The 25,154-nt window shown below is 70.9% G+C and carries 26 protein-coding genes and 1 pseudogene; 8 read left to right on the forward strand and 19 right to left on the reverse strand.

What is annotated here, in order from left to right; translation table 11 throughout:
- Positions 1-46: 46 nt before the first annotated feature.
- Positions 47-1,273, forward strand: coding sequence for an MFS transporter (locus ABS64_RS09285; protein WP_292683072.1), 1,227 nt, complete (start codon positions 47-49; stop codon positions 1,271-1,273).
- A 35-nt stretch (positions 1,274-1,308) separates the two neighbouring features.
- On the opposite strand, the gene helR is transcribed toward ABS64_RS09285, so the two are convergent.
- A complete protein-coding gene (helR, locus tag ABS64_RS09290; RefSeq protein WP_363331277.1) occupies positions 1,309-3,522 on the reverse strand; it encodes an RNA polymerase recycling motor ATPase HelR in 2,214 nt (737 codons plus the stop codon).
- Positions 3,523-3,677: 155 nt separating this feature from the next.
- Here helR and ABS64_RS09295 point away from each other — a divergent pair, with 155 nt between their 5' ends.
- Positions 3,678-4,727: an alcohol dehydrogenase catalytic domain-containing protein gene (locus ABS64_RS09295; RefSeq protein WP_292683078.1), complete on the forward strand. Its 1,050-nt coding sequence runs from the start codon at positions 3,678-3,680 to the stop codon at positions 4,725-4,727.
- A gap of 25 nt (positions 4,728-4,752) precedes the next feature.
- Here the strand turns inward: ABS64_RS09295 and ABS64_RS09300 are convergent, their stop codons facing one another.
- Complete coding sequence (locus ABS64_RS09300) at positions 4,753-5,427, reverse strand: Type 1 glutamine amidotransferase-like domain-containing protein (protein WP_292683081.1); 675 nt, start codon at positions 5,425-5,427, stop codon at positions 4,753-4,755.
- Between the two features lie 68 nt (positions 5,428-5,495).
- Between ABS64_RS09300 and ABS64_RS09305 the strand changes: the two genes are divergently transcribed.
- Positions 5,496-5,924, forward strand: a complete 429-nt coding sequence (locus tag ABS64_RS09305) for an NUDIX domain-containing protein (protein ID WP_197017311.1) — start codon at positions 5,496-5,498, stop codon at positions 5,922-5,924.
- A gap of 25 nt (positions 5,925-5,949) precedes the next feature.
- On the opposite strand, the gene ABS64_RS09310 is transcribed toward ABS64_RS09305, so the two are convergent.
- Together ABS64_RS09310 and ABS64_RS09315 are read right to left on the reverse strand one after the other, a co-directional pair.
- On the reverse strand, positions 5,950-7,443 hold the full coding sequence (locus ABS64_RS09310; protein WP_292683173.1) for an SDR family oxidoreductase: 1,494 nt from the start codon (positions 7,441-7,443) through the stop codon (positions 5,950-5,952).
- A 102-nt stretch (positions 7,444-7,545) separates the two neighbouring features.
- Complete coding sequence (locus tag ABS64_RS09315; protein WP_036290538.1) at positions 7,546-8,223, reverse strand: hypothetical protein; 678 nt, start codon at positions 8,221-8,223, stop codon at positions 7,546-7,548.
- A 75-nt stretch (positions 8,224-8,298) separates the two neighbouring features.
- Here ABS64_RS09315 and ABS64_RS09320 point away from each other — a divergent pair, with 75 nt between their 5' ends.
- Complete coding sequence (locus tag ABS64_RS09320; protein ID WP_036290539.1) at positions 8,299-8,919, forward strand: TMEM175 family protein; 621 nt, start codon at positions 8,299-8,301, stop codon at positions 8,917-8,919.
- Between the two features lie 3 nt (positions 8,920-8,922).
- Here the strand turns inward: ABS64_RS09320 and ABS64_RS09325 are convergent, their stop codons facing one another.
- Both ABS64_RS09325 and ABS64_RS09330 read right to left on the reverse strand, forming a co-directional pair.
- Positions 8,923-9,258: a hypothetical protein gene (locus ABS64_RS09325; RefSeq protein WP_005051574.1), complete on the reverse strand. Its 336-nt coding sequence runs from the start codon at positions 9,256-9,258 to the stop codon at positions 8,923-8,925.
- 191 nt (positions 9,259-9,449) lie between these two features.
- Positions 9,450-9,830, reverse strand: a pseudogene (locus tag ABS64_RS09330) (alpha-amylase); the annotation flags it as partial.
- A gap of 226 nt (positions 9,831-10,056) precedes the next feature.
- Here ABS64_RS09330 and lgt point away from each other — a divergent pair.
- Complete coding sequence (lgt, locus tag ABS64_RS09335; RefSeq protein WP_292683089.1) at positions 10,057-10,971, forward strand: prolipoprotein diacylglyceryl transferase; 915 nt, start codon at positions 10,057-10,059, stop codon at positions 10,969-10,971.
- 342 nt (positions 10,972-11,313) lie between these two features.
- On the opposite strand, the gene ABS64_RS09340 is transcribed toward lgt, so the two are convergent.
- The 6 genes from ABS64_RS09340 to ABS64_RS09365 form a co-directional block, all read right to left on the reverse strand.
- Entirely contained in the window at positions 11,314-11,649 is a 336-nt protein-coding gene (locus ABS64_RS09340) for a DUF6804 family protein (RefSeq protein ID WP_016463927.1), read from the reverse strand.
- Positions 11,646-12,689 (reverse strand): alcohol dehydrogenase catalytic domain-containing protein, encoded by a 1,044-nt coding sequence (locus tag ABS64_RS09345; RefSeq protein ID WP_292683093.1) that lies wholly within the window; start codon positions 12,687-12,689, stop codon positions 11,646-11,648. The genes ABS64_RS09340 and ABS64_RS09345 overlap by 4 nt, the downstream gene beginning before the upstream one ends.
- Positions 12,690-12,732: 43 nt before the next feature.
- The gene (locus ABS64_RS09350) at positions 12,733-13,866 is read right to left on the reverse strand and encodes a DUF998 domain-containing protein (protein WP_036291171.1); all 1,134 of its coding nucleotides are present in this window, start codon (positions 13,864-13,866) and stop codon (positions 12,733-12,735) included.
- A 440-nt stretch (positions 13,867-14,306) separates the two neighbouring features.
- Positions 14,307-14,882 (reverse strand): dihydrofolate reductase family protein, encoded by a 576-nt coding sequence (locus tag ABS64_RS09355; RefSeq protein WP_036291033.1) that lies wholly within the window; start codon positions 14,880-14,882, stop codon positions 14,307-14,309.
- A gap of 77 nt (positions 14,883-14,959) precedes the next feature.
- Positions 14,960-16,231: an alpha-hydroxy acid oxidase gene (locus ABS64_RS09360; RefSeq protein WP_292683099.1), complete on the reverse strand. Its 1,272-nt coding sequence runs from the start codon at positions 16,229-16,231 to the stop codon at positions 14,960-14,962.
- Positions 16,232-16,279: 48 nt separating this feature from the next.
- Positions 16,280-18,058, reverse strand: a complete 1,779-nt coding sequence (locus ABS64_RS09365) for an L-lactate permease (protein WP_292683103.1) — start codon at positions 18,056-18,058, stop codon at positions 16,280-16,282.
- Positions 18,059-18,202: 144 nt separating this feature from the next.
- Between ABS64_RS09365 and ABS64_RS09370 the strand changes: the two genes are divergently transcribed.
- Entirely contained in the window at positions 18,203-18,958 is a 756-nt protein-coding gene (locus ABS64_RS09370; RefSeq protein ID WP_292683106.1) for an FCD domain-containing protein, read from the forward strand.
- Here ABS64_RS09370 and ABS64_RS09375 read toward each other — a convergent pair.
- Entirely contained in the window at positions 18,844-19,539 is a 696-nt protein-coding gene (locus ABS64_RS09375) for a protein kinase (RefSeq protein ID WP_292683109.1), read from the reverse strand. The two genes, ABS64_RS09370 and ABS64_RS09375, sit on opposite strands and share 115 nt — an antisense overlap.
- A gap of 57 nt (positions 19,540-19,596) precedes the next feature.
- On the opposite strand from ABS64_RS09375, the gene ABS64_RS09380 reads away from it, so the two are divergent.
- Positions 19,597-19,926, forward strand: a complete 330-nt coding sequence (locus ABS64_RS09380; protein ID WP_036291038.1) for a hypothetical protein — start codon at positions 19,597-19,599, stop codon at positions 19,924-19,926.
- On the opposite strand, the gene ABS64_RS09385 is transcribed toward ABS64_RS09380, so the two are convergent.
- The gene (locus ABS64_RS09385) at positions 19,893-20,570 is read right to left on the reverse strand and encodes a DUF4386 domain-containing protein (protein WP_292683114.1); all 678 of its coding nucleotides are present in this window, start codon (positions 20,568-20,570) and stop codon (positions 19,893-19,895) included. The two genes, ABS64_RS09380 and ABS64_RS09385, sit on opposite strands and share 34 nt — an antisense overlap.
- Positions 20,571-20,638: 68 nt before the next feature.
- On the opposite strand from ABS64_RS09385, the gene ABS64_RS09390 reads away from it, so the two are divergent.
- Complete coding sequence (locus ABS64_RS09390) at positions 20,639-21,322, forward strand: TetR/AcrR family transcriptional regulator C-terminal domain-containing protein (RefSeq protein ID WP_292683116.1); 684 nt, start codon at positions 20,639-20,641, stop codon at positions 21,320-21,322.
- A gap of 201 nt (positions 21,323-21,523) precedes the next feature.
- On the opposite strand, the gene ABS64_RS09395 is transcribed toward ABS64_RS09390, so the two are convergent.
- The 5 genes from ABS64_RS09395 to ABS64_RS09415 all read right to left on the reverse strand — a co-directional run bounded on the left by ABS64_RS09395 (position 21,524) and on the right by ABS64_RS09415 (position 25,056).
- A complete protein-coding gene (locus tag ABS64_RS09395; RefSeq protein ID WP_292683118.1) occupies positions 21,524-22,333 on the reverse strand; it encodes a GNAT family N-acetyltransferase in 810 nt (269 codons plus the stop codon).
- Between the two features lie 42 nt (positions 22,334-22,375).
- Positions 22,376-22,501, reverse strand: coding sequence for a hypothetical protein (locus ABS64_RS09400; RefSeq protein WP_255314009.1), 126 nt, complete (start codon positions 22,499-22,501; stop codon positions 22,376-22,378).
- 112 nt (positions 22,502-22,613) lie between these two features.
- Positions 22,614-23,618 carry a TerC family protein gene (locus tag ABS64_RS09405; RefSeq protein WP_016463894.1) on the reverse strand — a complete coding sequence of 335 codons (1,005 nt, stop codon included), beginning with the start codon at positions 23,616-23,618 and terminating at the stop codon, positions 22,614-22,616.
- 208 nt (positions 23,619-23,826) lie between these two features.
- A complete protein-coding gene (locus ABS64_RS09410; protein ID WP_141379705.1) occupies positions 23,827-24,120 on the reverse strand; it encodes a DUF2277 domain-containing protein in 294 nt (97 codons plus the stop codon).
- A gap of 63 nt (positions 24,121-24,183) precedes the next feature.
- Positions 24,184-25,056: an NAD-dependent epimerase/dehydratase family protein gene (locus ABS64_RS09415; protein ID WP_288120585.1), complete on the reverse strand. Its 873-nt coding sequence runs from the start codon at positions 25,054-25,056 to the stop codon at positions 24,184-24,186.
- Positions 25,057-25,154: the final 98 nt, after the last annotated feature.

A 25,154-nucleotide genomic window follows, 5' to 3' on the forward strand; every position in this document is an offset into this window, starting at 1 on the left:
TCGTTTCATTTCCGGCCCGTCTGTGCGCGGGACGACGATGGTCCGCATGGCCGTCACCCTGCTCGATCGCACCCCCACCGGGTCGATCGCGCGCATCGCCGCAGGCACCGCCTCCTACCGACGCGTCGTGGGCCTGCTCGCCGCTGGCGGCCTCGCGAACTTCGCGATCATCTACTTCCCACAACCGCTGCTGCCGTCGATCGCGGCGTCGTTCGGGGTGGATGCCGGCGCCAGCGGACTCGCGATCTCGGCGACGACGGCGGCCATGCTCCTCGGCCTGCTGCTGTCGGCCCCGCTGTCCGACCGCATCGGGCGGGTGTCCGCGATGAGCGGATCGCTCGTGGTCGCCGGCGTTCTCTCGGTGGCGTGCGCGTTCGCACCCACGTGGGAGGCGTTCCTCGCCCTCCGCGCCGCGGGGGGCCTGGCACTGGCGGTGCTGCCGGCCGTCGCGCTCGCGTACCTGCGGGACGCCGTCCGCGACGACGCCCACGGGCGCGCCAACGCGCTGTACATCTCCGGCACGGCGCTCGGCGGTGCCGTGGGCCGCCTCGCGCCGCTGCCGCTGGCCGCCCTCGGCGGCTGGCAGCTCGTGAGCACCGTGCTCGGTGCGCTGAGCGTCATCGTCGGCGTGCTGGTCTGGTTCGCGCTCCCCCGCGACGGCGCGGCACCGCTGCCGCTGCGGATCGGCGACCTGCTCGGCGGCACGGTCGCCTCCCTTCGCGACCCCGTCATCCTCGCCGTGTGCGTGGCGGGCGCGCTCGCGATGGCCACCTTCGTCGGGTTGTACAACGCGGTGCCGTTCCGGCTGGACGGGCCCCCGTTCTCACTCGGCGCGGCAGAGGTGTTCGTCTACTTCGCCTACCCCCTCGGCATCCTCGCGCCGGGCCTGTTCCACCGGATCTCGAGACGCCTCGGCCGCGCGGTCACCTCGCTGCTGGGCGCGCTCGCGATGCTCGCCGCGATCGGCCTGGTGTTCTGGCCGAACGTCATCGCGGTGTTCGCGGGTCTCGGACTTCTGACGGCGGCCTTTCTCGGAACGCACTCGATCCTCAGCGGGTGGGTCGTCGCGCGCGCTCAGGCGGTGGGGCGCAGCACCTCGCGGGCATCGAGCGCCTACCTGCTGACCTATTACCTCGGCAGCACGGTGTCGGGCGCGGCATCCACACACCTGTTCGCGAGCGCCGGCTGGACGGCCGTCCTCCTTCTCGCGGCGGGGCTGACGACGCTGTGCGCTGCGCTCTTCCTCGCGCTGCGCGTGCGCCGCGCCGGCTGAGCAGGGCGCCGACGGGAGCTCCGCGGCACCCCGCCCTACGAGAGCACGACGAGGCGCTGGGTCGCCCGGGTCATCGCGACGTAGCGGTCGACGGCGCCCGAGACGCCATCGCCGAACCGGTCGGGGTCGACGAGCACGACCAGGTCGAACTCGAGCCCCTTCACCCGCTGCGCATCGAGCGCGGCCACGCGCGGGCGCGGCACGAAGGCGGGCGCGCCGATCACCACCGCTGTGCCGTCGGCGCTCTCGCGTTCCCAGGCGTCGACGATCGCGTCGAGGTCGCGGCGCGAGCCGTAGCTCACCGGGACTCCCGTGCTGCGGATCGACGCGGGGACGTTGGCGTCGGGCAGCGTGGCGCGGATCACCGGACCCGCGACATCCATCACCTCGCTCGGCGTGCGGTAGTTGACGGTGAGCGTCGTCACGTGCGAGCGGTCGATCCCGACGCGCGTGAGTCGATCGTCCCAGCTCTCGGCGAACCCGCGTCTCGCCTGCGCTCGATCCCCGACGATCGTCAGGCTGCGCGAGGGGCACCGCTGCAGCAGCATCCGCCATTGCGCGTCGGTGAGCTCCTGCGCCTCATCGATCACGAGATGCGCGAACGGCCCGGCGAACGGCTCGCGATCGGATGCCGTGGGCTGCGCGAGCGTGCGGCGCAGGTCCTGACCGCGCAGCATCGACATGAGGCGCAGGTCGCCATCGTCGGCGGCGATGAGGTCGCTGACGACGTCCGACATCACCCGATGCTCCTCGGCGGCCGCGCGTCGGTCTCGGCGCGCACGCACCTCGCTGTGCGGGTCGCCCACGCTGCGGCGCGCAGCGTCCAGCAGGGGCAGGTCGACGTCGGTCCATCGCGTCGGAGCGCCGCGCGTGATGAGCACGTCGACCTCGACAGCGCTCAGCCACGGCGCGCAGCGCCGCAGCATCTCTCCCGTCGTGAGCAGACCGCGCAGCAGCGCATCGGGATCCAACAGCGGCCAGGCCCGGTCGAAGAGCGCCTGCAGCTCCTCGTCGTTCTCGAGCGTCTCGCGCGTCGACTCGTCCGCGTCCCAGCCCGCCCCGTAGGCGTCGAAGTCGTCACCGGAGCGGGGCGAGGAACGGGACGCCTCTCCCCAGCCCTCGCCCCACCCGTCGCCGCCTCCTCCGCCGTCGCGCAGCTCGTCGTCGACATGGTCTTCCAGAACGTCGAGCAGACGCTCCCACGCGCGCACACGAAGCGCATTGTGCGGCAGGCCGTCGGCGTCGGCGAACACCTCCGACCACTCCGCGGGGCCCAGCACGACGGTGCCCCATGCGGTCTCGATCGGCGTGCGTCGCCGCGGCGGGCGCTGCCAGAGACGCACGGCGGCTCCGACGGCGTCCACGACACGGCCGTCGCCGAGCAGACGGCGAACCTCCGGATCGTCCTCCTCCCCCACATCGCCGCCGTCGACGAGGTCGTTCACCGCGCAGACCAGTGCGCCGTCCTCGCCGAGGCTCGGCAGCACGTCGTCGACGTAGTCGACATAGGGGCGGTGCGGTCCGACGAACAGCAGTCCGCCGCCCCCCGACTGCACACGCGCATCGGCGTACAGCAGATACGCCGCGCGGTGCAGCGCCACGACGGTCTTGCCGGTTCCGGGGCCGCCGTCGACGACGAGCGCGCCCCGGGAATCGGCGCGGATGATGGCGTCCTGATCGGACTGGATCGTCGCCAGCACGTCGCGCATCTTCGGCGACCGGCTCTCGCCGAGACTGGCGATGAAGGCGGACTGGTCGTCGAGGGCCGCGCGGTGATCGATGCCGTCGTCGGCGAAAACCTCGTCCCAGTAGTCCACGACGCGCCCCTCGCGCCACCGATACCGGCGTCGACTGGTGAGCCCGAGCGGATGCGCCGCCGTCGCGGCGAAGAACGGCGCGGATGCCGGGGCCCGCCAGTCCATCAGCAGCCGCTCCTCCGCGGCATCCGCGAGGCCGAAGCGTCCGATGTAGGTGACGATGCCCTCCTCGTCGACCATGCGACCGATGCACGCGTCGAGGCCGAACCGGCGAAGGATGCGCAACCGCGCCGACAGGCTCCGCACCTCCAGATCGCGTTCGAGTGCGCGCTGGCCTCCGCTAACGGCTTCGTGCCGGAGCGCGACCAGCCGCGTCTGGGTGCGCTCGACCTCGGCGGCCAGCACGCTCGCAATCGCCGCGAACTGTCGTTCGTCGCGGTCGATGAGCGCGGGGTCGGCCTTCCGCCGAAGCCGCGATGGAAGATCGAACACGCTTTCCTGAGACTTTTCGCTCGGCATCCCACTCCCCCTCTGGCGCCGAAAAGCCGACGCGACCTGCGATTCTGCCTCACGCAGGGGGCCTTGCGGCAAGTCCCCCTGCGCGCGGGATAATAGAAAGGGCACCCCGGATGGCGTGAAATGTACTCATGCGAGCAACCGTCATGTACGGCGCGGGAGACGTCCGCGTCGAGAACGTCCCCGATCCCGTCATCCAGCAGCCGACCGATGCCGTGGTGCGCATCGTCCGCGCGTGCGTCTGCGGCTCGGACCTGCACCCGTATCACTCGATGGCCGAGAGTTCGACGGGACGGCGGATGGGGCACGAGCTCATCGCCGTCGTCGAGGAGACCGGCGCCGACGTCACCACGGTGCGCCCCGGTGACTTCGTCGTCGTGCCCTTCGTCTACTCCGACAACACGTGCGTCTTCTGTCGCGAAGGGTTCCAGACCTCCTGCCAGCACGGCGGCTTCTACGGCAACGGGCGGGTCGGCGGCCTGCAGGCCGAGCGGGCCCTCATCCCCCAGGCTGACGGCACGCTCGTGGTCGTCCCCGACGTCGACCCCGACGCGGCATCCGATTCTCTGCTGGCGTCGCTGCTGACACTGTCGGACGTGTATCTGACGGGCTACCACGCCGCGCACCTCGCCCGTGTGCGCCCCGGCCAGACCGTCACGGTCGTCGGCGACGGCGCCGTCGGACTGTCGGCCGTACTCGCCGCCCGCACCCTCGGCGCGGAGCGCATCATCCTGATGGGCCGCCACACCGACCGCACCGACCTGGGCGTCGAGTTCGGCGCCACCGACGTCGTCGCCGAGCGCGGCGCCGAGGGTGTCGCCCGGGTGATGGATCTCACCGACGGGCTGGGCAGCCATGTGGTGATCGAGGCGGTCGGGCACATGCCCGCGTATGAGCAGTCCTACGGCGTCGTGCGCCCCGGCGGAGTCATCTCGCGGGTCGGCGTGCCCCAGTACGAGAACGCCCCCGTGGGCTTCGCCTCGCTGTTCGGCAAGAACATCACCCTGACCGGCGGCGTCGCCCCGGTGCGCGCCTACCTCGACGACGCGATCCCCCTCGTGCTCGACGGCACGATCGAGCCCGGCCGCGTGTTCGATCGCATCATGCCGCTCGCCGACGCCCCCGCCGCCTATGCGGCGATGGATTCGCGCGAGGCACTGAAGGTGATGCTGACGGTCTGAGGCGTCGGAGCGCCCGGCGGCAGGCTCACCCGTTGAGCAGCTCCCAGTGGCCCTCGGAGATCACGTCGACCACGCCGTCGACGACACGGATCGCCGTCTGGTCGTCGATCGCGTAGGCACGGCCGCGGATGCCCTCCGCCCACCGGTGGGCCGCGGCGGTCGTGTTTCCGGTCCAGCCCGGGTAGTCCAGATGCGGGAAGATCGAGAAGTCGACCAGCCCCAGCGTCTGGTCGGTGCCACCCGGATGCCGGTCCACGAACTCCGGCCCCACGCGCGGCGTCAGGGCCATGCTGCCCGCGCTGATGCCGACCCACACGGTGTCGTGCAGCTCGGGGATCAGATCGGCCAGACCCGACCGGCGGATCCACTCGGCCAGATACACCGCTTCGCCGCCGTCGACGAGAAGCGCATCGGCCTCGCGCACCCACGGCATCCATCGCTCCGGCGCGATCGTCGGCAGGGCGGTGAGCTCGAGCACCCCCACGGAGCGCCAGCCGAGCTCGACCGGACTGTGGATGCCGCCCGGCCACCGGCCCGCCGTGGAGCGCCACACCGTCTCGGGCGAGCACATCGGCTGGCCCCACTGCGCCGTCGGCACGAACAACGCAGAACTGTCCGCGATGGGTGTGCCGAGCATGTCTTCGAGCGCGGTGCGGATGCTGTCGTTGGTCACGCCGCCCGAGGTCAGCAGAAGCTTCATGTGCCCAGTCAACCGTGTGCGGCGGCGCTCGAACAGGGGCCGGGGCGCCGGAGTGTTAGCGTGCGAGGGTGACCTCGACGCCTCCGCCGATCCCCACGACCGATCCGGCTCGCTCGATCCGTGTCTCCGCCGCCGTGATCACCGACGTCGACGGACGGCTGCTGCTCGTGCGCAAGGCGGGGACGACCGCGTTCATGCAGCCCGGCGGCAAGCCGGAGGCGGGTGAGGATGCCGCACAGACGCTCCTCCGCGAGCTCGCCGAAGAGGTGGGGCTGCGCCTGCAACCGACAGACCTCACGCCGCTCGGCGAGTTCACCGCCCCCGCCGCCAACGAGCCGGGCTTCGCGGTCGTGGCGGACGTCTTCCGCGTCGACATCGGCGACCAGCAGCCGGTGACGGATGCCGAGATCGAGGAGCTGCGCTGGGTCGACCGCGCCGCGGCATCCGCTCTCGAGGTCGCACCCCTCGCGGCGGCCTACTTCCTGCCGGAGGCCTGAGCGCCTCCGACGGAAGCCGACCGGCTCACCATGAGCTCTTGCGGTAGTCCTTGAGGAAGATGCCGAAGAGGTCTTCGCCCGCCTCACCGCGGACGATCGGGTCGTACACGCGCGCGGCGCCGTCCACGAGGTCGAGCGGGGCGTGGAAGCCCTCCTCGGCGAGCCGCACCTTCGTGTAGTGCGGGCGCTCGTCGGTGATCCACCCCGTGTCGACGGCCGTCATGAGGATGCCGTCGGTCTCGAACATCTCGCGCGCGCTCGTGCGCGTGAGCATGTTGAGGGCCGCCTTCGCCATGTTGGTGTGCGGGTGACCGGGACCCTTGTAGCCGCGGCCGAACACGCCCTCCATCGCCGAGACGTTCACGACGTACTTTCGCCGCGCCGGTGACGCCGCCATCGCGGGACGCAGACGCGAGACGAGCAGGAACGGCGCGGTCATGTTCGCCAGCTGCACCTCGAGCATCTCCAGCGGCTCGACCTGCTCGACCGACTGCGTCCAGCTGTTGATGTGGTTCTCGTCGGGGATGAGGCCGCCGGCGTCGATCGCGGTGCCCGCCGCGAGACGCTCGAGCGACGACGACCCGGCGGCCATCGCCTCGGCGGTGAGCTCTTCCGCCGTGCGAGCGGCGGCGGCGAGGATGGGATGGCTCGACACCGACTGGGCCAGCGCGAGCGGGTGGGCGTCGTTGGTGTGGCCGAAGGTCAGCAATTCGGGCAGCGGTCCCTGCGGCAGCGGCGCGAGCTCGGCGTCCACGAGCGGCTTGTACGCCCCGGCGGAGCGACGCACGGTCTGCGCCGCGTTGTTGATGAGGATGTCCAGCGGCCCGTCGGCGGCGACGGCATCCGCGAGGCCGATGACCTGGGCGGGGTCGCGCAGGTCGATGCCGACGATCTTGAGTCGGTGGATCCAGTCGCCGCTGTCGGGCAGTGCCGAGAAGCGGCGGACGGCGTCGCGCGGGAAGCGGGTCGTGATGGTCGTGTGGGCGCCGTCGCGCAGCAGCCGCAGCGCGATGTACATGCCGATCTTCGCGCGGCCTCCCGTGAGCAGGGCACGACGGCCGGTGAGGTCGGTGCGGGCGTCGCGCTTGGCGTGGCTCATCGCCGCGCAGTCGGGGCACAGCTGGTGGTAGAACGCGTCGACGATCGTGTACTGCTCTTTGCAGATATAGCAGGCGCGGGGCTTGATGAGCTCGCCCGCGGTCGGGGCCGCGGTGCGGGCCGCGAGCGGGATGCCGCGGGTCTCGTCGTCGATGCGGTCCGGTGCACCCGTCGCGGTGGCGGCGACGACCGCACGGTCGGCGTCGGCGATGCGCTGACGCTTCTCCTTGCGCGACATGCGCTTGACGTCCTTGTACATCTTGCCGGTCTGGCGGCGCAGGGCGATGTAGGTGGGGTCGTCGCGATCGAGGAGGGATGCCGCGTCGATGACGCGCAGCGCGATCTCCAGCTCGTGGGGGTCGATCGCGATGGGGGCCGGAGCCAGGGCCGGGGTCGCCGCATCGTCCGGGTCGGGCGTGATCTCGGTGTCTGCAGGCGTTTCGGGCACGAGGGATTTTATCGGACGCGGCTGAGCGCGAGCCCGGCGAGCAGCGGAGCGGGCGAGGGTCGACGTCGAGGCGGGTCAGCCCGCGATGCCGAGGAGCTGCTTGGCTGCGGCGACGGCCGGGGCGCCGAAGATGCGCGGGTCTTCGTTGAGCGCGCCCGAGCTGATCGAGACCCCCACTCCCGGTACGTCGACGAGCGTGCCGTAGATGCGGAGGTCTCCCGTGGACTTCGTGCCGTAGGCGATGCCGCCCCGAGCCTCGACGGCCGCATCCGCGATGTATTCCGACCCGATGGCGGCGATGTCCTCCTTCTTGGGCACATCGCCGGCTCCGTTGTTGGTCGTCACCGTGAGCAGAACGGTGTTCACGTAGTCGCCGGTCGTCGACATCCAGTTGCACTGCACGGTGCCGTCTTCGTTGCTCTGGTCGCCGAGTTCGAGTCCGTCGATCGCCGAACCGAGCACAGAGCCCATGGCGGCGCAGTCGGGGTAGCGGTCAAGCACGTCGGCGAGCGCCATGGTGGGTGCAGACGGAGCGCTGCCGCCTCCGGCGTTCTCGCCGCCGTCGCTGCCCCCGGCACCGGGATCGGTCGCCCCGTCCGACGGCGCGCCCGTGCCGGCGCCGACGGCTCCGGACGCGGAGATCGACGGGCTCGCCGCTGAGCCGCTCCCGGCAGCGCATCCCGCGAACGCGAGGGCTCCGGCAGCGACGAGGAGGGAGAATGCGGCACGGGAAACGAGGCGGGCGGCTGTCACCCCGGCATCCTAGCCATCCGCGTGAGTCGGCCCCGGAAGTTCTCCACAGCCGCGCTGCCCCGCTAGCCTGACGCCATGTCCGAAGACCAGATCGACGACGGCGCGCGAAACGCGGTTCAGGGCGAGAAGGCCCTCGACCGACTCGTCGCATTCAGCGACGCCGTCGTCGCGATCGCGATCACTCTCGTCGTGCTGCCCCTGGTGGATAAGGCGATGGATGCCGAGTCGGCGTCGGCCTTCTTCGCCGACAACGTGACCGGGATGATCTCTGCGGCGCTGAGCTTCGTGGTGATCGCGGCCTTCTGGCGCGCGAACCACGTGATGTTCGTGCATGCGCGCGGCTACAACCGCCTGGTCGGCCGCCTGCAGACCCTCTGGCTCGCGACGATCGTCTTCCTGCCGGTCGCGACGGCGCTCGATCTCGCCGGACCGGGCACAGACCGGGTCGGGCTGGGCGCCTACGTCGGAACGATGCTGGTGGGCGGAGTGATCCTGCGCGTACAGGCGGTGGCGCTGCAGCGGGCGGGACTGAGCGACCGCGCACCCGCACCGCCGCTGACGCACTGGATCGGCACGATCTTGATGGCGCTCGCGCTCGCGCTCGTGCTGCTGTTTCCGCAGTACGGCGCTCTCTGGTTGCTCGTCCTGCTGTTGGAGATCCCCCTCGGCCCCCTGCTGAGTCGCCGACCCCGCTGACGCTTAAGATCCCATCGCCGCCTGGAAGAGTCTGAGCGCAATCAGCAGCCCCGCCACGATGCCCGCGCTGGCGGCGAGCGGAACCCAGGTGAGATCCCTCTCCGTCCGCCACGCGAAGAGAGCCGCCGCTGCGGTGCCGACAAACATCACGACGGCGACGAGGTAGTAGACGGCGCCCGCGAGGTCGGCGCCCGACCAGTCGCAGCGGGGCGCGCATGCGCCCCCGGCGAAGACCGTGCTCCCGACCCAGACCGCGGTCGTGATCGCGAAAACGACGACCTGGATGACCGCGACGGCAAGAACCGATGCGGCCGCACTCCTCCCCGCCCTGGAGTTCATCGGCTCAGTCGCCGCTCTCGGTCAACGCCACGCTCCAGTTGAACACATCGATCGGGTCGCTCGCGCCGTCCCCGCCCGAACAGCAAGGGATGCCGGGCGACACGCCGCGGCATCCCTCACCCACCCCCGCGTGTCGACGGCGATCCCTTGCAGTTCGGCACCCGCCCACACCCGCAACGCGACCGGCCGGATCAGTCCCCCGTGATCCAGACTGTCGTCTCCCCAGGCACGGTCTCGCCGTCGACCGGTGCACTCGACAGCACAACGCGCCGCAGGGCGAGGGCCCGGCGGTAGAGCGAGAGGGTGGATGCCGGGTCGCTCTCCTCCGCCTCGACCGACGCGTCCGCGAACCACGACGGCTGCGGCAGGTGCGCACCCCCCGAACCGAAACCGAACGAGGAGCCCTCGCGGGTCCACGTCAGCGGCACGCGGCATCCGTCACGTCCGTACTGCTCCTAGTGGGTGCGGAAGAAGGTCGGGTCCTGCCGCTGGTCGGCGGGGATCTCCGCCACCTCGTGCAGGCCGAGCTCCTCTCCCTGATAGAGATACGCCGATCCCGGCAGCCCCAGCAGGAAACAGCGACGCCGCCCGCCCGCGCCGACTGATCGCGCCGCTCCCCCCGCGCCCCCCGCGCGTCAGTGGAACGCCCATTCCCGACCCGAACTGCAAGGGATGCCGAGCGACACGCCGCAGCATCCGGGCCTGACCCCGCCTGTTGCGGTCGACGCCTTGCAGTTCGGTCACCGCGGAACGGAACCCCGAGCCCCCCCGGGCCAACTCATACCCGGCAGGCATATAATGGCGGGCGTGCGCCTGAGCATCCCGAGCCCCGACCTCAGCTGGTCCAGCTTTCACATCGGCCCGCTGACGATCCACGTCTACGCGCTGTGCATCATCGCGGGAATCATCGCCGCCGTCATCATCACCGAACGACGGCTGCGGGCGCGCGGAGTGCCGGCGGGAACCGTGATCGATGTCGCGCTGTGGACGGTGCCGCTGGGCATCATCGCGGCGCGGATCTACCACGTGCTCACGCACATGGGCGACTACTTCGCGCCCGGCGACAACCCGTGGGCGGTCGTCGCCATCTGGGACGGCGGCAACGCGATCTACGGCTCGATGATCGGCGGCGCGATCGGCATCTACATCGCCACGCGGCGCGCCGGCATCCGCTTCTTCGCCTTCGCCGACGCGCTCGCGCCGGCCCTGCTGGTCGCGCAGGCCATCGGACGACTCGGCAACTACTTTAATCAGGAACTGTTCGGGCTGCCGACGACCCTCCCGTGGGGCCTGGAGATCTCCCCCGACGCGCCGATGTTCCCCGCCGGCGTCGCGCCGGGCACGCTGTTCCATCCGCTGTTCCTCTACGAGATGATCTGGAACCTCGTCGGTGCCGCGCTGATCATCGTCCTCGAGCGCAGAGTGCGTCTCGGCTGGGGCCGCAGCATCGCGTCGTACTTCATCTGGTACGGGCTGGGCCGCAGCTGGCTGGAGGCGATCCGCATCGATCCCACGAGCGATGCGCCCCTCGGCATCCCGGCGAACATCTGGGCCTCGTTCGCCGTCGTGCTGCTGGGCGTCGCGATCTTCGTCGTGCAGACGGTGCGCTATCGTGGCGAGCCCGATACGTCGCCGTTCACCGCCGCGGAGCAGCAACGACAGGAGGCCGAGAAGCTTGCCGTGACCCGCGAGGACGCACCGCAGCCGTCGTGACGAGCGCCGCCCCGCCGCGGGGGTGACGTGGACGCGTCCCGCGGGAGCTCAGCTCGGTGCGTCCGCGCCGAACGCTGCTGCGCCCGGACCGTGGAGGTGCCGCTTCGCGGGATCGACCCAGTTGCCGGAGCCTGTCATGCGGTGCCAACGCTTGTGGAACGCGAGGTCGGTGTCAAGAGACCCGTCAATCTATCCGTGTACAACTCCGGAGTTTTGGCGACGGCGAGCCCCGGAGGGGCGCTGAACCGGCAGACAGCCCGAGATTTCCGGAGTTATGAACGCACGGCCGGAGTAACTCCACCCGAGAGGGCCGGCGCCAGCAGCGGCAGGATGCCGAGGCGCTCAGTCCCGCGGGGTCTTGATCATCGCGCCCGCGACGAGGAACACGATGGCGGCGGCCGGCTGCACGAGCGACCAGACCAAGCCGTCGAACCCGAACGGGATGACGGGGTTCCAGGCCACCGCGATCACGGCGAACACCGCCGCCCACACCCATTGACGCGCCTGCACGGCGAACCAGCCGACGATCAGCGCCAGGATCGCGACGACGAAGAGCACCACGATCCCCCAGCCCGCCGTCAGCAGCACGGGCGCGAGGAACAGCACGGCGGCGGCAAGCAAGGCCGGCGCCAGGGCGTTGCGCTGGAAGGTCGGCTCGGTGCGCTTCGTCCCGCTCATGCGAGAACTCCCGGATCGATCATCGTCATACCGGCAAGCGTGGCACGGTCGAAGGTGGGCAGTAGCGCCGCGGCCTCGGCGAGCGAGATCGTGCGCTCGATGAGTTCCTGCGGACGCAGGCGTCCCTCGGCGATGAGCTCGAGCATCGCCGGATAGTCGACGGCGGCCATGCCGTGGCTGCCGAGCACGTCGAGTTCCCACGCGATCACGCGGGCCATCGGCATTGCCGACAACCCCGTCTCCGACGGAAGCAGCCCGACCTGCACGTGGCGGCCGCGGCGACGCAGGCTCAGCACGGCGTCGGCCGCCGTCTGCTCCGCGCCCACCGCGTCGATCGAGACGTGCGCGCCTCCCCCGGTGATCCGGCGCACGGCGTCGGGCACCTCCGCCCCGTCGGCGACGACGACGGCATCGGCGTCGAGCGCGGATGCCGCGTCCAGCGCGGCCCGGTTGCGATCGACGGCCACCACGTGCGCACCGAGCGCGCGGGCGATCATGACGACGCTGAGTCCCACACCGCCGGCGCCGACGACCACGACCCACTCGCCCGGCTGCACGCGCGCACGTCCGGTGAGTGCGCGGAAAGCGGTGGCGAAGCGACACCCGAGGGAGGCGGCGGCGGCGAAGGAGACGTCGTCGGGAATGCGCACGAGGTTGGTGTCGGCGGCGTGCAGCGCGACGCGCTCGGCGAACGAGCCCCAGTGCGTGAAACCGGGCTGCTGCTGGTCGGGGCACACCTGCGCGTCGCCCGCGCGGCACCACTCGCAGGTGCCGCACCCGCAGACGAACGGCACGGTCACCCGGTCGCCGACGGCGAACCGCTGGACGCCCGCTCCGGTCTCGACGATCACTCCGGCGAGCTCATGCCCCGGAACATGCGGTACGGCGATGTCGTCGTGGCCCACCCACGCGTGCCAGTCGCTGCGGCACAGGCCGGTCGCCCGCACCTCCACGACCACGCCGCCGACGGGCGCGACCGGGTCGTCGACCTCGCGCACCTCCAATGGCTCGCCCACGGCATCCATCACCACTGCACGCATCCGCACCCTTTCGTCCCCTTCACGCTAGTTGGTGCACCTGCGCTCACGCGGCGGCCGGAGCCGCTGCCGCGGGAACGGGAGGTGCCGGCGCGGCGGCATCCGCGTACGCCCTCGCCTGGCGCACGAAGAGCATGAGCCACGCGAACAACAGGCCGGCGATGATGAACTCCGACCCGGTGAGGTTGTAGTAGTCGACGGGTACCCAGAGGGCGACGGCGACGAGGATGCCCGCGACCACCAGCACCGAGAAGACCGCGATGTCGCGGCCGATTCCGGGGACGAGCGTCAGCAGGCATCCGACGAGCACGCCGAAGACGACGACCATTCCGGATGCCGCGCCCACGTGCACAGGGAAAGCGACGGCGTCCGGGACGAACCCGGCCACCATCAAACACAGGCCGATCACGGCGAGCAGCCAGGCGAACAGCCGTGCACGCCGCTGCGCGGTCTCGACATGCGCGCGGAGTCCGACCTCGAGATCGTGGGCGACGAAGTTGGCGAGCGCGGTGATGACGGCGCCGGTCGTGATGAGCGAGAGGTTGAACTGGTAGCCGGCGTAGCCCGACTCGTTGCCCAGTTCGGAGAAGTGGAACCTCCACCAATCGCCCTGTGAGGCGCTGACCATGCTCGCCAGCGTGCCGATGAACAGCACGAGGGTGGCGAGCGAGGCCACGCCCGTGGAGGTGACACGTGCCCCCGAGACCGACGCGACGTAGGTCATCGTGCCGACGGCGGCGGCGACCAGCGCCGCGGCACCGAACGGGTCGATCGTGAGGCCTCGGAAACCCAGCTGGAACAGCTCCGCGACGGCCACGACGACCAACGCCGCCAGCATCATCATCGCCGCAGACAGGGCGATCAGATCGGTTGCCCGTTTGGCGCGCGGCAGGCTGTTGCGCCAGGCGAGATATCCACGGCGCCGTTCGAGCGCGAACGAGACGGCGAACGCCGGACCGGCCGCGATCGCCGCGAGCAGCGCCGCAAGGCTGCCGACGGACTCGCCGCCGCCGAGCGGCATCCGCGCCCCGCCCATGACGAGCACGGTGGTGGCGGCGGCAACGAGCGCGGATCCCAGCGACCAGCGGGTGGCGCGGGACTCGACGCTCGGTGAGAAGCGGGGCGTCTCGGATGCCGCGTGGTGTGTCCATCGCGCGGGGGACGGCCGCCATCTGCTCACGCGTCGAGCTTACTTTCGACCTGCTCGCACGCCGGCCGCCGCCGGGCCAGGACTTCGCTCGCCTGCTGCATCCCACCCATAGCCCGAACTGCAAGGCGGCCGCGGGGACACGCCGCCCGGGCGCGCGTCGCACCGGCGTGTCGCCCGGCATCCCTTGCACTTCGGATGCCGGGGGTGTGGGCGTCGCCCGGGCACGCACGCCCCCGGCGCGCCGCGCGCCGATCCGGGCCACCCCACACCGCCCCGCGGGCACCCCAGGCCATGGCTACCTCCCCCAGCACCCCGGCCCGAACTGCAAGGCGGCCGCGGGGACACGCCGCCCGGGCGCGCGTCGCACCGGCGTGTCGCCCGGCATCCCTTGCACTTCGGATGCCGCCGCCGCATGCCGCCGCTCCCGCCGGCGGTCGGCACGCCTGCAAGCCCCCGCCCACCGCACGCGCTCAGCGCGGGGGCCGCACCACGCGGTAGCGCAACGCCTGGATGCCGCGGGCCCACCGGCGGCTCGAGACGAGTTCGAGGCTCGTCGGACCGACGCCCCGCGGATAGAACGGGGTGCCCCCGCCGAGCAGGATCGGGTACACGACGCTCCGATACTCGTCCACGAGTCCGGCTGCGGCCACCGCGGCCGCCAGTGTCGCACCCCCGATCGCGATCTCCCCGACCTCGTCGTCGTCGCGCAGGCGCGCGATCTCCTCCACGAGATCGCCCTGCAGCAACGTCGTGTTCTGCCCGGGCGCGGCATCCAGCGTCGACGAGACGACGATCTTCGGCAGCTCGTTCCAGACCTCGGCGAACTCGCGCTCGAGCGGATCGAGGGTGGGTGCGACCTCCGGATCCTCCCAGTACCGCATCGTCTCGTAAAGGCGCCGGCCCAGGAAGTGGGCGCTGAGACCACGCACCTCCTCGAGGGCGGCACGGAAGATGTGCTCGTCGGGCACGCCCCAGTCGAAGCGGCCCTCGGCATCCGTGATGTAGCCGTCGAGCGAGTGCGACATGGAGAGGATGATCCGGCCCACGTTCCGCTCCTTCGCGACGGTGCTGCGCCCTCGACGCTACCCCCGCCCGCGGCGGGGCGACACCCGGTCGCTCCGCGTCAACGAGATGCCGAGGTCAGCACGCCCCCGTTCGCGGCCCGCGGCACGAGGCGCTCGAGCTGCGTCACGTGCCGCGGCTCGAGTTCGGCGAGGGTCGACACGCCCAGGAGCTTCATGGTGCGCTCGATCTCGGTGCGGAGGATCTCGATCGTGCGGTCGACGCCCTGACGTCCGCCCGCCATCAGGCCGTAGAGGTAGGCGCGGCCGATGAGCGTGAACTTCGCGCCGAGCGCGACCGCGGCGACGATGTCGGCGCCGTTCATGATGCCGGTGTCGATCATGACCGTGGCATCCTTGCCGACTTCGCGCACGACCTCCGGCAGCAGGTGGAACGGAATCGGGGCGCGGTCGAGCTGACGCCCCCCGTGGTTGGAGAGGATGATGCCGTCGACGCCGCGATCGATGAGGCGCTTGGAGTCCTCGACGTTCTGCACGCCCTTCACGACGATCTTGCCGGGCCAGAGGCTGCGGATGACGTCGAGGTCGTCGTAGCTGATCGTCGGGTCCATCGCGGAGTTCAGCAGCTCGCCCACCGTGCCGCCGGTCGTCGACAGCGACGCGAACTCGAGCTTGGGGGTGGTGAGGAAGTCGATCCACCACCAGGGCCGGGGGATCGCGTTGATGATGGTGCCGACGGTCAGCTGCGGGGGGATCGAGAAGCCGTTGCGCTTGTCGCGCAGGCGCGCGCCCGCGACGGGGGTGTCGACGGTGAACTGCAGCGTGTCGAAGCCCGCGGCCGCCGCCCGGCGGACGAGACCGTACGAGATCTCGCGGTCGCGCATGACGTACAGCTGGAACCAGTTGCGCCCGTGCGGGTTGGCGGCCTTGACGTCTTCGATCGAGGTGGTGCCGAGGGTCGAGAGGGTGAACGGGATGCCGGCGGCACCGGCGGCTCCCGCCCCCGCCGTCTCGCCCTCGGTCTGCATCAGCCGGGTGAAGCCGGTGGGCGCGATGCCGAAGGGCAGCGCCGAGGGGCCACCGAGGATCTCCGTCGACATGTCGACCTCGGCGGCGGGGCGCAGGATGTCGGGGTGGAACTCGACGTCCTGGAACGCCTGGCGGGCGCGCGCCAGCGACAGCTCGCCCTCGGCGGCGCCGTCGGTGTAGTCGAAGGCGGCCTTCGGCGTACGACGCTTGGCGATCGTGCGCAGGTCGGCGATCGTGAGGGCGCCCTCGAGACGACGCTTGCGGCCGTCGAGCTCGGGCTTCTTGAACTGCATGAGCTCCAGGAGCTCGGCGGGCTTGGGCAGCTGACGCTTCACGGGTGACATGGCGGGCCTTTCAGGTGGGGACGACGGTGTGTGTTGACGCGGGCCGGATCAGGGCAGCATCCACGAGAGGACGGAGGACTGCAGACCGACGAGCAGACACATGGCGGCGAGCATGCCGATGCTCCACCAGATGACGCGGCGGAGGATCGCCGACTCTTGGCCGACCAGGCCCACGGCGGTGGCGGCGATGGCGAGGTTCTGCGGGCTGATCATCTTGCCGATGACACCGCCGGAGGTGTTGGCCGCGACGAGCAGCGCCGGGTCGAGGCCGGCCTTGAGCGCGGCGCTCTGCTGCAGCGTGGCGAACAGCGCGTTGGCGCTCGTGTCCGAACCGGTCACCGCCGTGCCGAACCAGCCGAGGATCGGCGAGAGGAAGGCGAACAGGGCTCCGGTGCCGGCGATGAACGCGCCGATCGTCAGCGTCTGTCCGGAGATGTTCATGAGGTAGGCGAGGGCCAGCACCGATCCGACCGTGAGCAGCGAGAAGCGCAGCTTCACGAGCGTCTGCCACCACGTTCGGGCGGCGTCCTGCAGCGGCAGACGGTAGACGAGCGCCACGACGACGCCGCAGATCACGAGCAGGCTGCCTGCCGACGACAGCCACGGCAGCGTGTACACCGTCGCCCCGGATGCGGCACCGCTCGAGGTGAGGATGTGGCCGTTCAGGCCCGGCCAGGGGATCTTCACGTCGGTCGCGCCGAGGGCCGCCTTGAGGTCGGGGACGAGCTTGGCGAGCGAGAAGACGACGATGACGAGCAGGTACGGGAAGGTCGCGAGGAAGACCGTCCGCGCGTCGAGCGGGACGTCCGATACCGGGACGGCGCCGGTGGTCGCAACGGGGCCGGTGGCGGTGCGCGTCGACGCGGATGCCGAGGACGTGCCCGTGGCCGACCCGGCACGGGCCGCGCGCGACCCGGCCCGACGGGTGCGGATGCTGCCGGTGGCCGCCTTCTCGCTGGCGAGCAGGTCGACGGCGGCGTTGGTGAGCAGACGTTCACGGGCGGCCTCGGTGCCGCGCGGCTGCCAGAAGCGCAGGAGGATGACGGCGGCGAGGATGCCGGCGAGCGAGGCGACGATGTCGGTGAGCTCCACCGAGATCCACGTCGCGCTGACCCACTGGGCGATCGCGAACACGACACCGAAGACGACCGTCGCGGGCCAGGTCTCGCGGATGCCGCGCCACCCGTCGGCGAGCAGCACGATGATGAGCGGGACGAAGACCGCGATCAGGGGCGTCTGGTGGCCGACGATGGCGCCGATGTGCCGGTAGTCGATGCCCGTGAGGGCCCCGGCGGTGACGATGGGCGTGCCGACCGCGCCGAACGCGACGGGCGCGGTGTTGGCCAGCAGCACGATGACGGCCGCACGCATCGGCGAGAAGCCGGCGGCCATGAGCATGACGCCCGTGATGGCGACCGGTGCGCCGAAGCCGGCGAGCGCTTCGAGCAGTCCGCCGAAACCGAACGCGATGATGACGGCTTGGATGCGCGGGTCGTCGGAGAGGGCGTTGATCACGCGCCGGAGGTCCTCGAAGCGGCCGCTGCGCACCGTCAGCTCATAGAGCCAGATCGCATTGAGCACGATCCACATGATCGGGAACAGCCCGAAGACGAAACCCTGCGTGGACGCCAGGAGTGCGAGGTCGATCGGCATCCGGAAACCGAGCACCGCGACCAGGACGGCGACCGCGAGTCCGGTCAGTCCCGCCCAGTGCGCCTTCCAGCGCAGCACGCCGAGCGCGAGGAACACCGTGAGGAACGGGAGGCTGGCCACGAGAGCGGAGAGCGCGAGGCTCCCGCCGACCGGGGCGAGTTCGGGTGTGTACATCTCTGTCTCTTTTCGTACGCCGTTGTGCGAAGGGCCGAGTGACCGGGGTGCGGATGCGGACCTTTTAGAGGTCTGACCGCTAGCGCAATCTATGTGACTGACCGTTAGGCTGTCAAGAGATTCGAGAGAGGTGGCGCGGATCCGATGGCGGAGAACGCACCCGATTCCCTGTGGCAGCCGGTCAAGAAGGCGCGCGCCCACGAGCTCGTGATCGAGGCGATCGAGGACCGGATCCTGTCCGGTGCCCTGCAGGTCGGTGACGCGCTGCCCCCCGAGCGGGAGCTCTCGACGAGCCTGGAGGTCAGCCGGGCGGGTGTGCGCGAAGCGGTCCGTGTGCTCGAGGCGCAGGGCGTACTGCGCTCCCAGCCCGGAGCGGGCGCCACCGCCGGCACATTCGTGGCGGCCCTGCCGCGCGATGCGCTCACCCGCTTCCTCCGCCTGCACGTCGCGCTGTCGAACTTCACGATCCAGGACGTGACCGACGCGCGCGTCGTGCTCGAGCGCGCCAGCGCGGCATCGGCGTCCCGCCGGCTCGACGACACGGCGCGGTCGCGGATGATCGACGCGCTGGACCGCATGGATCAGCCGCACTCCTCCCGCGACTCGTTCAACGAGGCCGACACACAGTTCCACCTTGCGATCGCCGAGGCCTCGGGCAGTGCCCTCTCGGCCGCGCTGACCGCGGCGATCCGCAGCGCCATGAAGGTGCCGATCCTGCGCGCCGCCGAACGCACCGAGGAGTGGCCCGACGAGGCGCAGCGCCTACGCCGCGAGCACCGCGCGATCTATGCAGCCATCGACGAGGGAGATCCAGCCCGCGCCGCCGACCTCACCGAAGTGCACATCCGTCGCGCGGCATCCGTACTGTTCGACCTCGAGTCGCCGGACAGTCGCGCATAAGAGGCCGCCGCCTGCGCCTGCCACCCTGTCTCGGTGGCCGGGGCGCTCGCTGCGCAGGCGAGCATGATGGCGCCCAGAATCGTCATCACGGTGACGACGAGAACGACCACGAGCCCGAGCAGCTCCGCCACCTCCGCCTCGAGCGTCGGGGCGGCGTCGCTGACGGTCGGGAGATGACGACGGACACGGCGCAGCGGCGGGGATGACGGGTGCTTCGTCCCGGTGAGCGCTTCGATGGTGAGCAGACCGAGCGCATAGATGTCGGACGCCGGCACGGTGGGTTCACCTCGCACCTGTTCGGGGGCGGGATAGGAGGCCGTGCCGATCACGACTCCGGGCGAGGTGACGCGGGCTGCGTCGAGGAGGTGTGCGACGCCGAAGTCCACGAGAACCGGCCGGAACGGGACGACTCCGTGCCGGATCGGGCGCAGCAGCACGTTCGCAGGCTTGATATCGCGGTGGACGATGCCGGCGTGGTGGACGACCGCCAGCGCGCCGGCGAGACCGATGATGAGCGAGACGACCTCCCTACCGGTCAACGCGTTCTGCGCCAGACGGTCGTGAAGCGTCTGCCCCGGCACGAGCTCCAGTGTCGTCTTCCCTCCAATATGCGACGCATCCGACTCGCCTCACCGCGCATGCCCCCCAGAATGCGCGGTGAGACAATTCTCCTCGGCCTGCTGTACGCGGCCGGGGCGGCCTGCATCGCGGTGGGCGCCGCCCTCGTATCCGGGATGGGCGGCGAGTTGCCCGTCGACGGCCCGACCGACCAGGAACGAGCACGATGGGTGTGGGGTAACGCGCTCCCCGTGATCGGCGCCGTGCTGACGATCAGTGGCGGCGGGCTCCTCGTGGTGTTCCGCGGGCGTCTGGGACTCACGCTGAGGGCGGCTGCCGGGGCCGCGCTGGCAGCGCTGATCCTGGTCGGACTGCTCTACGTGTTCACCTGGGGCCTCTTCAAGGCGTGAGGTGAGTTCGGCAGGCCCCCTTCGTGTGCTGCGCGGATGCCGGGCTCCGACCGTACACCGACGGCGATGAGCCAGACGGCGAACCAGATCTCGAAAGCGAAGACGGGCACCGCGGCGACGCCGGCGGCGACGCCGGCGGCGACGCCGTTCAGCGGGATCGCTCCGGCGAGCTGCAGCCCGTTGCTGACGAGCACGATCACTCCGCCCGCGATTCCCAGTGCGGCGAGGGCGCGGGGCACGGCCCGCGCGTCCCACAGCAGCCAGCCGAGGATCACGGTGTTGACGCTGATGACGAGGCCTTGACCGAGCAGGAACGCGGCCGTGTGCATCGCCGTAGACTCGCCCTCGGCCGTGGCGTTCACAAGCGCCGATCCGAGCATCGGGAGCGCCCCCGCGACGATCACCGCCGCTTCGAGCGTGCGCAGCAGCGCGAAGCTCGCGGCGCGGGCAGGACCGCGCGACTGCAGCAACACCCAGAGCAGCACGCCGGTGCCGAGGCACCCGAGTGCGAGCACGAATTCCAGGGCGACACCGGCGCGGAGGAGACCTCCGCCGTAGGCGATCACGGCGGCGACCGAGGTGACATGCGTAACGAGATAGAGGACGCCGGCGAGGTGGGCCTGGCGTCGGGCGAGCTGAGACACGGGGTTCCTTTCGCGGGTGGTATACGGCGTACACCGATTCTGCAACAGACTAGGTGTACGGTGTATACGTGTCAACTGTGCGTCCGCGTCTCGACCTGGAGCGCATCGTCGACGCGGCGACCGCCATCGCCGACGAGGGCGGCCTCGACGCGGCAAGCATGCGTGCGGTCGCCGAGCGCCTGGGGGTCACGCCGATGGCGCTGTACAAGCACCTCGATGACCGCGCCGCCCTCGTGGACGCGATGCTCGACCGGGTTCTCGCCGGCGTCGCTTCACCCGCGCCGACCGCGTCATGGGACGACGCCGTGCGTTCTCGGATCATGGCCGTGCGCGCCGCACTGTCGTCGCACGCTTGGACCCGGCAGGCGATCGAGACGCGTGAGCGCGCCACGCCTCGCGTCCTCGCGCACATGGACGCGCTCATGGCGGACATGTTCGAGGGGGGACTGTCGGCGGATCTCGTGCATCACGCCATGCATGCGTTGAGCACCCGCATGTGGGGATTCACGCGCGACGTGCTGCCGACGCCGGTTCCCCCCGACGACCCGCGGGAGCGCGCCGCCACGATGGCCGCGTTCGCGACGGCCTACCCCGCGATCGTCCGCATGGCCACCACGGCGCCGCACGCCGGGGAGGCCTGCGACGACGACGCGGAGTTCGCCTTCGCCCTCGACCTGCTGCTCGACGGCATCCGCCGCCGGCACGAGCAGGCGTGGACATCGACCGGAGCTGGTGACGCGCCCCGCCGTTGACGTGGAGGGAATGCCGCAGCGGGATCGGACCCGCGGCCCTCGAGGACATGGTGGTTCTCGGGCTGTTGCGTACGGAGTGGGAGTGCGAGCGCGGCTAACACCAAGGCATGCCCCTCGCTCTCGTCACCGGCGCCGCGCTCCCGAGGAGGGGCGCTGGGTCAGCGGACAGTTGCTGCACGCCGACGGCGGCTTCTCGGCGCGCTACTGAGCGGATGCCGGCGGCACGACCGTGCCCTGATGGAAGCGCAGGCGCGGTGCGGTGCCGCCGACGTCCCACAGTGATGAGTGCCGACTGATCCGCGAGGGCGTCGTGAGCCGATAGGTGACCAGCACCAGCTCGGGCGAGAGCTGACGGAACTGCCACTCATCGGTCTGCGGCGTGACGCGCGAGTCCGCGCTCTCGGCGGCGAGCGCACCGACGATCTGCTCCCGCGTCCAGAGGGTGCCGGAGCGGCCGATCTCGACGAACGCAGGGTGCAGCAGGTCATCGACCGTCTCGGCGTCGCGGCGCACGTCGGCATCGAGCAGCGCCGTCTCGGCATCCTTCACCGCGACCCACTGCGGCACTGCGAGCCCGTCGCGGACGAAGCCGTTGCGCAGATAGAACGCTTCGGCGCGGGGGTTGTCGTCCATCATCCAGAGGTAGGCGTCGCCGGCACCGATCGCCGCGTCCAGCAGCAGCTGCCCCGCACCGGTACCGTGGTGCGCCGCCAGGACGTAGATGCCCTCCAGCTCCCGCGACGTCGGCCGATCGTCGTCGCGCCCGTCACCGGCCGTCGCCCAGCCGACGATCCGCCCGTCGACCTCGGCGACGAAGACGTCGGTGACGTCGTCTTCGATGATCGACGCCCACCGCTCGATGCGCGGCTCGACCCGCAACCCGGCGAGGACCGTCGCCGGAAGCTGGCGGACATACGCCTCGCGCCAGGCCTGGACATGAACCGCGGCGATGCCCCGGGCGTCGTCGACGGATGCCGGGCGCACGCGCACGGCCCGGGATGGCGGACTCATGGTCATACGCTCATGCTCGCAGACGGATGCCGGGCGTGCGCCTCAGGCGGTGAGGGCCGAATCGACGATCTCGAACACGGCGGGATCCCACGTGGGGGCCCGCTCCCACGGCAGGTCGAGGCCGTTCGCGAAGAAGATGCTGTGCCGCGGCGGCCAGGACCTCGGCAACGTCGGAGAAGCCCTGCCACGTCCTCTCCTCGGGCGCGTCCAGCCGAGAGCCGGACGGGCGGACGCGCCCCCGCGGCCTGCCGCGCGTGCGATCAGGGCGCGACGGCGCCCCTCAGCGGGAGTCGTGGCGCGCGACGGGCAGGGCGTCGCCCCGGGCATCCTTCCGCGTCTTCAGGAGGCTCGCGATCGTCGCGACGGCGACGGTGGCAGCGATGAACAGCAGCGACAGCCAGATGGGGATCTCGGGAATGAACGTCACATGCTCGCCGCCGTTGATGAACGGGAGCTCGTTCTTGTGGAGCGCGTGGATGAGCAGCTTCACGCCGATGAACGCGAGGATCACGGCGAGTCCCTGGGCGAGGTACACGAGGCGCTCGAGAAGACCGCCGATGAGGAAGTAGAGCTGGCGCAGACCCATCAGTGCGAAGGCGTTCGCCGTGAAGACGAGGTAGGCCTCCTCGGTGAGCCCGTAGATCGCGGGGATCGAGTCGACGGCGAAGACGAGGTCGATGAACCCGATCGCGACGATGACGAGGAGCATGGGGGTGACGAAGCGGCGACCGTCCTTCTTCACCGTGAGCCGGTCGCCGTCGTACTCGTCGCTGACCGGCAGCACGCGGCGCACGAGGCGCATGAACCAGCCGTCGGCGGGGTTGGACTCGCCGTGCGCGAACGCCTGTCGGTAGGCGAGGAACAGCAGCAGGGCGCCGAAGAGGTAGAACACCCACGAGAAGTTCTCGATCAGCGCCGCCCCGACGGCGATGAAGGCGCCGCGCATGATGAGGGCGATGACGATGCCGATCATCAGCACTTTCTGCTGGTACATCTTCGGCACTGCGAAGCCCGTCATCACGATGAGGAAGACGAACAGATTGTCGATCGACAGCGCCTTCTCGGTGAGGTAGCCGGCGAAGTACTCGCCGCCGTATCCCCACCCCGAGAAGACGCCCACGCCGACACCGAACAGAAGCGCGAGACCGATGTAGAAGGCCGACCAGCGCGCGGACTCGCCGACGGTCGGCTCGTGCGGCTTGCGCACGTGCGCGAAGAACTCCCACACGAAGAAGGCGATCGTGACGGCGATCGTGATGATCCACACGAGGGGGGTGATGTTCACAGGAGGCTCCCGAAGAATGGCGTGACGTGGTCGACGCCAGAGTCTCCCCCATCCCTTGCGGGACCGGTCGGCCCGGGCCTCGATGCGACCGTATTGACGAGCCGTCCGTATCGGAGTACTCCCCCTGGACTGCTGACACAGTAGGGCAGCGAAGTGACGCGAAGCTGGGAAGTCGCCGGATGCCGCGGCATCCGGCCGCCGCCGGCGATCAGGATGCCGTGCGGATGCGCACTTCGCGCTCCATCCGCTTCTCGTGGCGGGCGCGTCCCTTGACCGCCTCGGCCTCGCGGTTCTTGGGCGGCGCCGCGGTCACGAGCGCATCGAGGAGGCGACGCGTGGCCGCGGCGATCTCGTCGATCGCCGCCTCGAACGCCTCGGTGTTGGCGCGCGAGGGATGCGTCGAGCCGCTCACTTTGCGGACGAACTGCAGTGCCGCTTCACGGACCTCGTCATCGGTCGTGGGCGGGTCGAAGTTGTGGAGCACGCGGATGTTTCGGCACATGCGGCGAGCGTAGACCGCGGCTCGCCGCAGCGACAGAGGTGGCGTCGCGCGCGGGCAGCCCGATCAGCCCTGGGCGGCCGAGCCGTAGGCGCCGGCGCGGATCTCCTCGAGCAGCGACGGGCGGGCGGGTGTCCAGCCGAGGGAGCGCGCCTTCTCGCCGCGTCCCTGCTGGTCGAGCATGAGCGCATCGGCGAAGGGGGCGCCCAGGCGTGCGCGTGAGGCCTCGACGCCCTCCGCAGCGACCGGACCGTCGGCGAGCGCTTCGCCGAGCTCGATGACCGTCGCGTTGTGGCCGCTGAGACCCAGCACGCGTCCGACCGGCTCGGAGCGCTCGATCACCCGCACGTACAGTTCGGCGAGGTCGTCGACGTGCACGGTCGCCCAGTGCTGGGTGCCGTCGCCGATGACGGTGAGGCGGCCCTCGCCGTCACGAGGCGCGGAGGCCAGCATGGCGGGGATTCCGGCGCCGTGGCCGTGCACGATGCCGGGCTCGACGATCGTGAGGGCGAGCTCTGCCGCGGCGAGCCGGGACTCCACTCCCTCACGCCAGGCGACGATCGCGGGCGGGTGGAACGGGGTCTGCTCGGTGAGGTCGTCCGACGGGCCGTGGATCCACAGGCCGCCCGTGTGGATGTAGGGCTTGCCGGTGCCGCCGAACGCGGCAATGACGGCATCGGCGACGGCGCTGTCGAACTGGGGGGCCGTGCCGTCACCCGGTGCGGCGGTGTGGATCGCGGCATCCACTCCCTCCAGCAGCGGAGTGAGCCAGGCGGCGTCGGTGATGTCGCCGACGACCGCGGTCGCACCGGTCGCCGTGGCCTTCTGCGCGGCGTGCGCACTGCGCACCGGCGCGACGACGTCGTGACCGTGGGCGCGCAGTACGTCGAGGACGGACGAGCCGATGTAGCCGGTGGCACCGGTGAGGAGGATCTTCATTCCGTCATCGTAGGCACGCCGCCGGGCGGCGAGGGCGGTCTCGGAAAGCTCGTCAACCCCGAGATCGAATGCCGCGCCCTCCGTATGCTGGCCGCAGG

It is taken from the genome of Microbacterium sp. SCN 69-37 (assembly GCF_001724435.1).
GTDB classification, from domain to species: Bacteria; Actinomycetota; Actinomycetes; order Actinomycetales; family Microbacteriaceae; genus Microbacterium; species Microbacterium laevaniformans.